Origin of the sequence: Terrisphaera buseokensis (genome assembly GCF_047521145.2) — a bacterium.
Classification (GTDB): Bacteria; Verrucomicrobiota; Verrucomicrobiia; order Opitutales; family Opitutaceae; genus ER46.
Window position 1 is genome coordinate 3,550,688 of sequence record NZ_CM134186.1, and the last position, 13,709, is coordinate 3,564,396.

Below are 13,709 nucleotides of genomic sequence, written 5' to 3' on the forward strand. Positions count from 1 at the left end.
GATTCAGGGAAGACGCTACGACGCGGGGACGTCGCGTTCGTTTTGCAACGCAGGACGCAAATGCGGCGCTTTGTCGGCGGACAGTCAACGTCGCTCGCGTTTCCTCACCGATCCGACGCGAGGTTCGTCGCGCCATCCGCGAGTCCCGTTGACTGTCCGGACCACCGACACTTGGCTCCATCCGTTCCCCCGGCGAGTTCTCTACGGACCTCGCCCCGCTACCTCCGACTCCGGCTGAACCATGCAAACGATCCTGTCTACCCTCCTGCACTTTGCGCGCGGACACGTGCCCGCACGTTGTCTTGCCCTCCTCGCCTGGACGCTGGCGTGCGCCCTGCCCGGCCACGCGGCGCAGTCCGGCAGCGGCACCATCTCCGGCACCGTCGCCAACGCCAGTACGCGCCTCTTCCTCGGCACGGCCGAGGTGAAGATCGCGGGCACGTCGACCGCGGTGCTGACCGATCGCGAAGGCCGCTTCACGCTCCCCAATCTCGCGCCGGGCAGCTACACCCTTGAGGTCAGTTATGCCGGATTGGATACGCTCACGCGCACCGTGACGGTGCCCGCCGGCCAGACCGTGCAGGAGGAATTCAACCTCACCGCGGCCATCTACAAACTCGACGCCTTCGTCGTGGCCGCGGAAGTCGAGGGCAACGCCGCCGCGATCAACCAGCAGAAGAAGGCGGACTTCTTCGTGCAGGCGATCTCCGCCGACACGCTCGGCAATGTCGCCGAGGGCAACATCGGCGAGTTTCTCCGCTACATTCCGGGCATTCAGGTAAACTTCTCCAACGCCGACGCCAGCACGGTGTCGATGCGCGGCCAGGATCCCGAGTCCACCGTGTTCACCTTCGACGGCCAAGTGCCCGCGGCCGCCGGCACGCCGCCGCGCTCGAGCACGGGCAGCAGTGACGCCTCGAGCCGCGCCTTCGAGTTCAGCCAGGCGACGATCAACAACATCGAGACCATCGAGGTCTTCAAGGCACCGCCGCCGTGGATGGCGCCCGCGACCGGCGGCGTCGTCAACGCTGTCACGAAAAACGCGTTCGCGCAGAAGGGCCGCCGGTTCAGCACGACCTTCTCGCTCTCCGCCAACAGCGAGATGATGCACTGGAAGATGGACGGTCCCGGTTCGCGCGCCACGCACCGCATCAAGCCGGGCGGCAGCGTGAACTATTCGGAGGCGTTTCTGAACAATACGCTTGGCCTCTCCCTCTCCTACTTCGAGAGCAACGTGATCAACCCGAGCCACAATTACGCGATGGGCTACTCGCCGTTCACCGCCGGCACCGCGGCCAATCCGGTCACGGAGGCGTCCCGGATGAACGTCAACACCTTCACCCTCGTCGACGGCCCGCAGGTCAAGAACCGCCGCACGCTCAGCTTCAACGCCGACTACAAGCTCGGCAGCACCACGGTGCTCAAGCTCCGCACCACGGCCAACAACTACCTCAGTCAGAACCGCAGTCACACGTTCCGCGTTCGTCCCGGCACGGTTGACGCCGCGTCCACGACCACGGATGCCACGGTGCGCAACGCCCTCGTCGATGTCTTCAACGACTACAGCGATTCGGTGAGCGCCAATTACGGCGTGGTCGGCGCCGTCGAGCACCGCTTCGGGCCGTGGAAGATCGACTACTCCGCGAACTACTCCAAGTCCGACTCCAAGGTCACCGACCTGCCGGCGATGATCCAGTCGATGCAGTTCAACCTCGTGGCCGCCGACGCCGTCGCCGTCCGCATGACCGCTGAACCCGGCACGCCCGCGCCGCTGTCGCTGACGCAGATCGCCGGTCCCGACCTCTATGACCTCAACAGCTACAACTCGCGGAAGAGTTTCTCGCTGCAGACCTCGCCGCGCTTCCAGAACGACCGGACGTGGAATTTAAAACTGGATACGCGCCGCGACTTCGCCTCCGCGCGCTTCCCGTTTGATCTTCGCGCGGGCGTCGGTCTCTACCAGCTGCACCGCCGCAAGCAGGCCGGCCAGATCGTGCTGCAGTACGTCGGTCCCGACGGCGTCGCCAACAACGCCGACGATCCCCAGCTCAGCGCCGCGCAGTTCGCCAAGACCACGTATGGCGACAAGTTTCTCTACGGCATCCGCACGCCCCCGCTCGTCGATCCGTACAAGTTCGGCGAGTTCATGAAGGCGAATCCGAACGCGGTGCAGGACCTTCAGGGCACGAACATCCAGCGCCAGCGCGTGAACACCCAGCAGATGGCGCAGGACGTGACGTCGGCGTACGTCGCCGGCACCGTCAAGGTGACGCCGCAGCTCACGCTGCTCGGTGGCCTGCGCGCCGAGCAGACGGAAAACTTCGTCCGCGGTGCCATCCGCATCAACTCGCTGGGCGTCGGCCTGCCGGCCAACTCGAAGCAGTTCTTCGACGCGGTCTACTCGCAGACGCAACGCGCGACGAGCGACTACACGGACTTCTTCCCGAACTTCCAGTCGACGTATCGCTTCACCCAGAACTTCCTGTTCCGCGGCGCGCTGAGCCGTTCGATGTCGCGCCCGGGCGTGCAGTCGATCCTGCCCAACACCACGGTCAACGACACCGCGCTGATCCCGAGCGTCACGGTGAACAACACCGGCCTGTTGCCGACGTATTCGCGCAACATCGATCTGCAGTTCGAGCTGTTCACGCAGTCCGCCGGCAAGCTCGAGTTCGGCTGGTTCCGCAAGACGGTCACGAACTACATCATCACGAGCACCGAGGTCATCGAGCCGGGCAACGACAACGGCTTCGACGGTCAGTACGCCGGCTACAACCTCAACACGCAGGACAACGGCGGCAAGGGCGAGTTCGAGGGCTTCGAGGCCTCCGCGCGGCAGAGCCTCCGTCCCTACTTGAAGTTTCTCCCCGAACTCGCGCGGGGCTGGGAAGTCTTCGGCGGCTACAACAAGAACACCAAGGGTCAGGCGCCCAATCGCGCGGGTGTGGTCACGAAGCCCCTCGCGCCCCAGTATTACGATTGGAACGCCAACTGGGGCCTCAGCTACATGACGCCGCGCCGGATGTTCTATGTGCAGGTGCGGACCACGATCTTCCCCGAGGCGATCACGACCGCGCCGACCGCCACGGATTCGCGTCCGGTCTACGAGTCGAGCCACCAGCGCTGGGACGCGACCGTGCGTTACACGTTCCCGAATCGGAACTACACGCTCGAGCTCAACGGGGCCAATCTCACGAACGACTCGTGGCGCAACTTCTACCAGGGCGGGCGCAACACGTCGCGGCGCACGTTCGGCACCAACTACAGCCTGGCGTTCCGCGCCAACCTCGATCAGTTCCGCGTGCCGTTCCTGAGCCGGAACTGACGACGGGAGCGAACGCGGGCCCACGGTCCGCGTTCGCGGTGCACGCTTTTCGCGGTAGGTGTTCGTTCCCGCGACTTGTCGTGAAGCCGCGTCAGCGACATGCCTGTGAACCGCCGCATCATGTCGCCGCCTTCGCCGTTACTCCAGCCGCCCGACCGACGGGAAACTCGCGTGAGCCGCGGCTGGGTGCTCGGGATCGTCGCGGCGGTCTTCGTCGCGTACGCGAACACGTTGGCGGTTCCCTTTGTCTTCGATGACATCGCGGCCGTCACCCGGAATCCTTCGCTGGTCAGCTTGGCGCGCGCTCTCGTCCCGCCAGACGGGATGTCGGTCACCGGCCGGCCGCTCGTGAATCTGACGCTCGCGGTGAACCACGCGCTCAGCGGCACGGTTCCGTGGAGTTACCACGCACTCAATCTCATGCTGCACGCCGCATCTGCGCTGCTGCTCTTCGGCGTCGTTCGGCGCGGGCTGGCGTCGGTGACGCCGCTGGCCGGATCGTCGGCTGCCCTGTCCACGGATGCCGTCGCTGGCTGGACCGCGCTGGTCTGGGCCGTTCATCCGCTTCAATCCGCGTCGGTCACGTACGTGATGCAGCGATCGGAGCTGCTGGCGAGCACGTGCCTGCTGGCGGCGCTGTACGCGTTCGCCCGGGCCGTGGGAAAGGGAGAAACGGATACACGCGCTCCGATGGCGGGGCCATGGGCCGCCGCGGCGGTTGCGGCCACGTTTGCCGGCATGGCCAGCAAGGAAGTCATGGCCGGGGCACCGCTCGTGCTGCTGCTGTACGATCGCACCTTTGTTTCGGGCTCGGTACGCGCGGCCTTGCGCCGGCGACCGGCGTTCTACACGGCGCTGGCGTCGAGTTGGCTGCTGCTCGCATGGCTGGTCTTCGGCTCGGAGAGCCGGGGTGCCTCCGCGGGCTTTGCGTCCGCGACGGCGTGGACCGAATACGCAGCAACGCAGGTGTACGCGGTCGCGCACTACCTGCGCCTTGCCCTGTGGCCGAGCGCGCTCGTGTTCGACTACGGCACGCCGCTGATCACCGATCCGGTGCGGCTGGCGCCGGGCGGCGTCGCCCTGGCCGCGATCGTTGTGGGCACCGCGTTCACGTGGCACCGCTGGCCGGCGGTGGGTTTCTGCGGCTGCACGTTTTTCGTCCTGCTCGCGCCGAGTTCGAGCGTGGTGCCGATTGCAACGCAGACGATCGCCGAGCACCGCGTTTACCTCGCGCTGGCGTTGCCGGTGGTGCTCGTGGTGGCGGCGTTGTATCGCTGGCTGGGCCGTCGCGCCGGTTTCGTCGCCGCCGCGGCGGGCGCCGTGCTGCTGATCGCGACGGTTGCCCGCAATCGCGACTACGCCACCGTACAGACGCTGTGGGCGGACACCGTGCGCAAGGCGCCGGCGAATCCACGGGCCCACTACAATCTCGCGCTCGCCCAGCTCGACGCGGGTCGTCGCGCCGAAGCACTCGACTCGCTCGCGGCGACCACCCGACTGGCGGCGGAGCACGCCGCTGCGCACCAGAAGCGCGGCGAACTGCTCCTCGCGGACGGCCGGCCAGCCGACGCGCTGCCCCACCTCGAGGCTTCCGTGCGGCTGCAGCCGGAAGCGGCGGCGGCTCATTTCATGGTCGCGCACGCCTACATCCAATTAAACCGCGCGGCGGACGCCCTGCCGCGCTATGCGGAGGCGGTGCGACTCGCCCCGACCCACGCCGCGGCGCGCTACAATCTGGGCAACGCGCTCGCCCAAGCCGGGCGCTACGGGGAAGCGTTGGCGCAGTTTGAGGAGGCGTCGCGGCTGGATCCCGCGGATGAGTCCGCCCGGAAGAATGCCTCCCGGATCCGCGACTACCTGCGGTTCGCGCGGTGACCCGAAACGGGCGAAAAAACCGCACCGATTTGTCGTTGCGGGGCACGCGCGGACAACGCAATGACCTAGACGCCTTTTCATGCCCACTTCCAAGACCCGAACCCCCGCTCAAATTTCATCCGCCGCGTCCGCGGCTCCCGCCCTGCGCCCGATTCGAAAGCTCATGGCGGCGAATCGCAGCGAGATCGCCGTGCGCATCTTTCGCGCCGGCACCGAGCTCAACCTGCGGACGGTTGCGGTGTTTGCGCACGAGGATCGGCTTTGCATTCACCGCTACAAGGCGGACGAGGCCTACCAGGTCGGCGCCGGCAAAGGGCCGGTGGCGGCATATCTCGACATCGAGAGCATCGTGGCGGTCGCAAAGGAAAAGGGCGTGGACGCAATCCATCCCGGTTATGGGTTTCTCTCGGAAAATCCGGAATTCGCCCGCGCGTGTCAGAAGGCGGGGCTGATTTTCGTCGGTCCGCGCCCCGAAGTGCTCGAAATGATGGGCGACAAGACCACCGCGCGCGCCCTCGCGCAGCGCATTGGCGTTCCGACGCTCCCCGGCACGGAAAACCCGATCACGGATCGGGACGAGGCCATGAAGGTCGCGAAGACGATTGGCTTTCCGCTCATCATCAAGGCGGCGCACGGCGGCGGCGGTCGCGGCATGCGTGTCGTGCACAAGCCCGGCGATCTGGCCAATCTCCTCGATGAGGCCCAGGGCGAGGCCGGCCGGGCGTTCGGCAATCCCGCGGTCTTTCTCGAGAAATACATTCCGCGCGCCAAGCACATCGAGGTGCAGATTCTCGGCGACCAGCACGGCAACGTGATCCACCTGCACGAGCGCGACTGCTCGGTCCAGCGCCGGCACCAGAAGGTCGTCGAGGTCGCCCCGTCGTTCGGGCTGCCCGAGAATGTCGTGCGCGAACTCTGCGAAGCCGCCGCGCGCATGGGACGCGAGGTCCGCTACGACAACGCCGGCACGGTGGAATTCCTCTACGATCTCGACCGGCACGAGTGGTTCTTCATCGAGATGAACCCGCGCATCCAGGTTGAGCATACGGTCACCGAGGTGATCACCGGCCTCGATCTCGTCCGCGCCCAGATTCTCATCGCGCAGGGCCACGCCCTGCACTCGCCCGAGGTCGGCATGCCGCACCAGGCGGACATCCCGCGCAATGGCTTCGCGATCCAATGCCGCATCACGACCGAGGATCCGGAGAACAAGTTCACGCCCGACTACGGTCGCATCATGGCGTACCGTTCGCCCGGCGGTTTCGGCGTCCGCCTCGACGGCGGCATGGGTTACGCCGGCGCGGTGATCACGCCCTTCTACGACTCGATGCTCGTGAAGAGCATCACCAGCGGCCAGACGTACGAGATCGCGATGAATCGCGCCCGGCGCGTGCTGTCTGAGTTCCGTATCCGCGGCGTGAAGACGAACATTCCGTTCCTCGAAAACCTCATCGCCCACGAGCAGTTCCGCACCGGCCAGGCGACGACCACGCTGATCGACAACACGCCGGAGCTTTTCAAGTTCAAGGCCCGCCGCGATCGCGCGACGAAGCTGCTGACCTTCATCGGCAACGTCATCGTCAACGGCAACCCGCACGCCAAGGGCTACCGGCCCGAGAAGCCGTTCCTGCTCGCGCCGGTGCCGGCGTACGATCACCGGCTGACGCCGCCCGCCGGCACCCGCCAGAAGCTGCTCGAGCTCGGGGCGAAAGGGTTTGCCGAGTGGACGTCGAAACAGAAGCGACTCCTGATTACGGATACGACGTGGCGCGACGCCCACCAGTCGCTGATGGCGACGCGCGTGCGCAGCTACGACATGCTCGCCTGCGCCGACGCACTCGCGCACCGCGCGCCCACCCTGTTCTCGCTCGAGATGTGGGGCGGCGCGACCTTCGACACCGCGATGCGTTTCCTCAGCGAGGATCCGTGGGAGCGCCTGCGCCAGCTCCGCGCCCGCGTGCCGAACATCTGTTTCCAGATGCTCTTCCGCGGCGCCAACGCCGTCGGCTACACCAACTACCCGGACAACGTCGTCGCGGGTTTCGTGAAGCACGCCGCGGCGAGCGGCATGGACATCTTCCGCGTCTTCGACTCGCTCAACTACCTGCCGAACCTGCGGGTGGCGATGGAAGCGGTCAACGCGACCCACGGCGTGTGCGAAGCGGCCCTCTGCTACACCGGTGACATCCTCGACGATCGCCGCGACAAGTTCTCGCTGCAGTACTACGTGAAGATGGCGAAGGAGCTCGAACGCATGGGCGCGCACTTCATCGCGATCAAGGACATGGCGGGCCTCTGCCGTCCGTACGCCGCGCAGAAGTTGGTCAAGGCACTGAAGGAGGAGATCGGCCTGCCGATCCATTTCCATACGCACGACACCAGCGGCATCGCGGCCGCCAGCGTGCTCCGCGCGGCCGATGCCGGCGTCGACGTGGTCGACCTGGCCCTCGCCTCGATGAGCGGCAGCACGTCGCAGCCGAACCTGAACTCCGTCGTCGCCGCGTTGCAGCACACGCCGCGCGACACGCAGCTCGACGTCAACACGCTCAACGAATTCTCCGACTACTGGGAGACGGTGCGCGAATATTATCGGCCGTTCGACACTGCGCCGAAGAGCGGCTCGGCCGAGGTCTATCTCCACGAGATGCCCGGCGGCCAGTACACCAACCTCAAGGAGCAGGCCGCCTCGATGGGCGTCGGTCACCGCTGGCCGGAGATCGCCCGCACGTATGCCGAGGTGAATCAGCTTTTTGGTGACATCGTGAAGGTGACGCCCAGCTCGAAGGTCGTCGGCGACATGGCGCTCTTCCTGTTCAGCAAGGGGATCAAGGCGGCCGATGTGGTCAACCTCGAGCCCGGCTCGATGCCGTTCCCCGAGAGCGTGATCGACATGATGATGGGCGGCCTCGGCTGGCCCGACGGCGGCTGGCCGGTCCAGGTGTCACTCGTCGTCCTCGGCGAGAAGAAACATGCCGAGGCGCGCGCGCGCTATGAGGCCGCGACGGGCGACAAAAAGTCGGCGGCTACGGGCAAGGCCCGGAAGGCCGCGGCCGCCACCGCGACCGCCGTGGCGCCGATCGATCTGGAAAAGATCCGCGCCGAGCTGGCCGCGAACCTGAAGCGCGCTGCGACCGACGACGACGTTTTCTCGCACCTGATGTACCCGCAGGTGTTCGCGGACTACGCGAAACACGCGGCCGCGTTCTCGGATGTGAGCGTGCTCCCCACCCCGGCATTCTTCTACGGACTAAAGCCGGGCGAGGAAATCTCGGTCAGCATCGAGGAGGGCAAGGTCCTGATCATCCGCCTGATTTCGATCGGCGCGCCTGACAAGGAGGGCCGCCGCGCGATCAGTTACGAACTCAACGGCATCGGGCGTGAGTCCTTCATTCTCGACAAGAGCATCGCGCCGAAGACGAAGGCCAAGCCGAAGGCGGATCTCAACGATCCCACTCACGTGGCTGCGCCGATTCCTGGTCTGATCGCGCAACTGCAGGTCTCCGTCGGCACCAAGGTCGTCAAGGGCGACAAGCTGCTCATGATGGAAGCAATGAAGATGCAGAACACGGTCTATGCGCCGTGCGATGGCGTCGTCGCCGAGCTCCATGTCGCCCTCGGCGATACGGTCGAGGCGAAGGATCTGTTGATCAAGATTCGCACGGCCGCGAGCTGAGGCCGGGCGGGCGCGAGTCTTGGACCAATCGCTCCCTGCTTTTGGACTTCTGGATCGATCGTGGCTACGAGCGCCAGCGAGTGGCTGAACGGCCACTCGCTGGCGCTCGTAGCCACGGCTAAAGTCCAAAGGCAAAGAGCGATTAGTATTATATGGGAGCGCAGGCGGGACGCCTGCGCTGCCCGGGGCGCGTCAACTCCGCAGCCGCCGCCGCAGCGAGACCGCGGCGGCACCGAGGCCGGACAAGAGCAGGATCCACGTCGAGGGTTCCGGCACGGCCACAAAATTAGACAGGACGACGTGATTGACGGCGAACCCGCTCGTGAGGCCGTAGTTCACCTTGAACGAACCCAGGCCGTCGGTCGTGATCAGCGTGCCGCCGTTCGGCACATTGGCAAAACTGCCGAGCAGCGCCGTGGTCCCGATCAGATCGAAAGTCATCGTGCTGGACACCGAGGTGTTGAATCCACTGATGAATTTCACCGCGAGGTTTCCGCCCAGCGTGAGCGTGCCGCCCACCTCGAGGAAGTCGTGCTGCACGCCCTGACTCGTCCCGCCCAGGTCGAATTTTGCGGACGCCCCTGGCAGAAACGTCGTGAGGCCGTTCAAGGTCAGGTAGCCGGCGGTGCCGTCGGTGCCGGGCGCCACATCGCCGCCGACGTTGATCGTCGTGGACGCCACGACGCCTTCGCCCCGCACCACCGACCCGGACTCGAACGTTACGGGCAGCGTGGCATTGAACGAACCCGAGCTGCCGACATTCAGCACGCCACCGGCATTGAAGGTGGTGCCTGCGGTCAGCGCACCGCCGGAAACATTGATCAGGCCGTTGTTGGTGAACGGAACTGAGAATGTGGTGGAGCCCGACGTCTTGTTGTAGGTGCCGCTGACGCCGTTGACGAACGTGGCACCGCCCGCGAAGTCCTGGTTGATGGTCACCCCGAAGGCCGAATCATTCCAGACGCCATTGTTCGAAATATAACCGCCACTGCCGGAGCGCAGCGGACCAAAGGTCCAGTTGACCGTGCCGTTGTTAACGATGGCGTGTCCGTCGAAGTCGTGGTTGACCGAATTGGCGATGCTCAACGTGGCGCCGCTGCCGATGGTCATCGTCCCGGCCGTGTTCAGGTTGCCTGACAGCCAGCTCAGGGTGCCGCTGAAGGTCTGATTGCCGGTGAGCTGCCCGCCGTTGAGGAGAAAATTCTGCACGTTCACCGCTCCGTTTGCCGTCAGGACGCCGCCGACCAACTGCACGCTGCCGGAGCCGGAGCTGCCGATGGTCGAGCCGGCGTTGAACGTCGCGTTGTTCAGATAGAGCGCGCCGCCGCTGACACTCACCGTGCCGCTATTGACGAAGGTTGCGGTCGAGAACGTCGTCGCGCCCGCGGTCTTGCTGTAGGTTCCCGTCGCGCTGTTGATGAAGGTCGTGCCGCCCGCGCCGCCGTAGTCGTTGTTGAAGAGGGCGCCGCCGACCGATTCTGTGAACAGAGCGTTGTTGGTGAACGTGCCGCCGGAGCCGGCCCGGATGTGGCCCGCGGTCCAGTTCACAGTGCCTTGATTAACGAAAGCATGGCCGTTGAAATCGTGGTTGGTTCCGGTCGCGATGGTGAAGGTCGCGCCCGAGGCAATCGTCGCGGTGCCGGGAGTGTTGAAGTCGGTGCCGGTCCACTCCGTTGTGCCGCGGAAGGTCACGTTGCCCGAGACCTGGCCGTTGGTGAGCTTGAAATTATTGCCGGTGAATCCGGTGCTGCCGCTCGCGGTGAGCACGCCGCCGGTGAGCTGGGCCACGCCCGCACCGGTGCTGCCGATGATCGAGCCGTCGTAAAAGGTGCCGCCGTTGGAGAGGCTCAACGTGCCGCCCGACACGGTCACGGTGCCGTAGTTGAGAAAAGGCACGCTGATCGTCGTCGTTCCCGCCGACTTGGTGTACGTGCCGGCGGCGGCATTGGTGAACGTCAGCGACGTCCCGCCATAATCATTGTTAATGGAACCTGAGGAGCCCGAGTCATTCCACGCCGCATTGTTGACGAGCGTGCCACCGCCGCCGGAACGAAGGGCGCCGGCGCTCCAAGCCACCGTGCCGTTGTTGACGATGGCATGGCTGTTGAAGTCGTGGTTGCCACCATCCGCAATGACGAGCGTGCCGGAGGCGCCCACGGTGGCGGTGCCGGTGGTGTTGAAATTACTGCCGACCCAGTTCGTCGTACCGAGGAACGTCATGTTGCCGGAGAGCTGGCCGGACGTGAGCCGGAAGTTGTTCGCCGTGAATCCGGCGGACCCGCCCGCGGTGAGCACGCCGCCGGTCAGCTGCGCGACGCCCGCGCCCGTGCTCCCGATGGTCGAACCGTCGTGAAAGGTGCCACCGTTCGCGAGACTGAGCGTGCCGGCGGACACCACCACCGTGCCGTAGTTGATGAACGGGACGCTGATGGTGGAATTGCCGGCCGTCTTGTTGTAGGTGCCGCTGAGCGCGTTCACGAACGTAGCGGTCGCGCCGCCGTAGTCGTTGTTGAACCCGTAGGTGTCGGCGGTGTCGTTCCACGCTGCATTGTTGGTAATGATGCCGCCCCCGCCGGAACGCAGACTGCCCTGACTCCATGCGATCGTGCCGTTGTTGACGATGCTGTGGCCGTCGAAGTCGTGGTTGCCGGCACCGGAAATCGTCAACGTGCTGCCCGTCGGTACCGTCGTGGCACCGATGGAATTCATCGTGCCCGCCAGCCAGCTCACCACACCGGTGAGCGTATGCGTGCCGGCGACGATGCCGCCATTCAGCACGAAATTCGAGGCGTTGATGGCGCCCGTCATCGTGAGCGTGCCGCCGGTGAGCTGCACCACGCCGCCGCCGGTGCTGCCGACAGTCGAGCCGGCATTGAAGGTGCCGCCGGCGGTGAGGTTGAGGGTGCCGCCGCTGACGGCAATGGTGCCGGAATTGGTGAAGCCGACTTGGAAGTCAGTTGTGCCCGTGAGTTTCGCGTAGGTCGCGCCCGCGCTGTTGACGAAGTTGAAGGCTCCGAACGCGCCGTTCATCGCCGCGGTGGTCGAATCGTTCCACTGCGCATTGTTGGTCAGGGATCCGCCACCGCGAATCGCGCCGTCGTTCCAATGCACCGTGCCGTTGTTCACGACCGTGCGCGTGCTGATGTCGTGGTTGGCGGCAGTAAGGACGTTGAGCGTTTCACCCGACGCCACGGTGGTCGTGCCGGTGGGAGTGATGGTGCCCGTCACGATGTCGCCGGCCGTCCAGTTGTAGACCACCTGCGCGTGAACCGTCGTCAAACCTGGCAAGGCACAGATTAACGCGAATACCACCGCGGAGAGTGCAGTCCGGAAGCCGGGGACGTGGAAAGCCTGTTTCACGAGTGCAGACAGAACCGGGCGACTCTTTTGAAGTCGACCGTTTTTAAGTCGCGCGCCTGGCGCCGGGCCCCGATTTAGCAATCGCTTAACGCCAAACCGACCCCGGTCGCGACGGGATCACCTTTGGGGACGCTTTCAGGTCAGCCGGCGGGCGCTCGCCTGCGCCCGCAAACACAGTTCCGCGGCCTTGAACGCATGGGCCTGGGTCATCGCCTTCTCCGTGCGGTTCAGACAATCGAGAATGAACTCGCCGAAGAACCGGCTTCCCACCCGACCGTCGACCGCGAGGTGATGCTCACCTTTGCCGTCGACGAGATAGACATGCTCGCCGGTCTTCTCGCGCGCGACGTCGACGTATTTCCGCAGTTCGATGTAGCCCTTCGTTCCGAGGATGAACGTACGACCGTCGCCCCACGTGCTGAGTCCGGCCGGCGTGAACCAGTCGACGCGAAACTGATTCGTCGAGCCGTTGTCGCCAACGAACGAGGCCTCGCCGAAGTCCTCGAGTTCCGGCGTCTCCGGGTTCGCAAAGTTGCCCACCGCCGCATGCGTGACGATGGCGTCCTTCGCGCCCGTGTACGTCAGGAACTGCTCGCACTGATGACTGCCGATGTCGCACAGGATGCCGCCGTACTTGGCGCGCTCGAAGAACCATTGCGGGCGCGTCGGCTTGTTGAGCCGGTGCGGCCCGAGGCCGGTCACCTGCACGACGCGGCCGATGACGCCGTCGTGAACCAAGTCGGTCGCAAACATGCCGGCTTCGGACGTGAGGCGTTCGCTGTAATACACCATGTACTTCCGGCCCGTGCGCGCGGTGACGGCCCGCGCCTGCGCGAGTTGATCCAGCGTCGTGAAGGGGGCCTTGTCGGTGAAGTAATCCTTGCCCGCCTCCATCACGCGGCAGCCCAGCGCGCCACGCTCGGAGGTCACAGCGGCCGCCGCGACGAGCTTTACCTCGGGATCAGCCAGAATCTCATCGAGGGAGCGCGCCACCTTCACCGTTTTGAAACGCGCGACAAACGCGGCGCGCTTCTTTTCGTCGGGCTCGTAGGCCCATTTCAACGTGCCGCCCGCCTCGATGAGCGCGGTGCACTGGCCCGTGATGTGGCCGTGATCGAAGTGCGCGGCGGCGAAAACAAATTCACCGGGCTTTACCACGGGTGTGGGTTTCGGCCGCGGCACGTAGGCCAGGCTCGCGGCCTTGCCGGCAACCGGCGGGGTGGCCGCGAGGGAGATCGAAGGCAGCATGCTCCCGGCGGCAACCACACCGGCACTGTGGGTCAGAAAGCGGCGACGATTCATGCGCCTGACATGAACGTCGGGCGTGAACAAGGCAACGGCGGTGTGCACGTTGGAGCGTTGCGCCGGCGTCACCCACACGTCACAAATAAGCGCTCGCAGCGACTTGTCTGCCGCGGCCCACTGCTCATCGTCAGGCTATCCGGTTTCATCGTTGTCAGTCCGGCGGCCGAAATC

5 protein-coding genes are annotated in these 13,709 nt (G+C 65.5%); 3 read left to right on the forward strand and 2 right to left on the reverse strand.

What is annotated here, in order from left to right; translation table 11 throughout:
• The first annotated feature begins 241 nt into the window (after positions 1-241).
• From ACLJEU_RS13325 to ACLJEU_RS13335, 3 genes are all read left to right on the forward strand, one after another.
• Entirely contained in the window at positions 242-3,325 is a 3,084-nt protein-coding gene (locus ACLJEU_RS13325; protein WP_414664308.1) for a TonB-dependent receptor, read from the forward strand.
• A gap of 120 nt (positions 3,326-3,445) precedes the next feature.
• Positions 3,446-5,200: a tetratricopeptide repeat protein gene (locus tag ACLJEU_RS13330; protein ID WP_414664309.1), complete on the forward strand. Its 1,755-nt coding sequence runs from the start codon at positions 3,446-3,448 to the stop codon at positions 5,198-5,200.
• A 163-nt stretch (positions 5,201-5,363) separates the two neighbouring features.
• The gene (locus ACLJEU_RS13335; protein ID WP_414664415.1) at positions 5,364-8,873 is read left to right on the forward strand and encodes a pyruvate carboxylase; all 3,510 of its coding nucleotides are present in this window, start codon (positions 5,364-5,366) and stop codon (positions 8,871-8,873) included.
• Between the two features lie 192 nt (positions 8,874-9,065).
• On the opposite strand, the gene ACLJEU_RS13340 is transcribed toward ACLJEU_RS13335, so the two are convergent.
• Both ACLJEU_RS13340 and ACLJEU_RS13345 read right to left on the reverse strand, forming a co-directional pair.
• Complete coding sequence (locus tag ACLJEU_RS13340; RefSeq protein WP_414664310.1) at positions 9,066-12,152, reverse strand: beta strand repeat-containing protein; 3,087 nt, start codon at positions 12,150-12,152, stop codon at positions 9,066-9,068.
• Between the two features lie 216 nt (positions 12,153-12,368).
• The gene (locus tag ACLJEU_RS13345; RefSeq protein WP_414664311.1) at positions 12,369-13,535 is read right to left on the reverse strand and encodes a Gfo/Idh/MocA family protein; all 1,167 of its coding nucleotides are present in this window, start codon (positions 13,533-13,535) and stop codon (positions 12,369-12,371) included.
• Positions 13,536-13,709 lie beyond the last annotated feature (174 nt).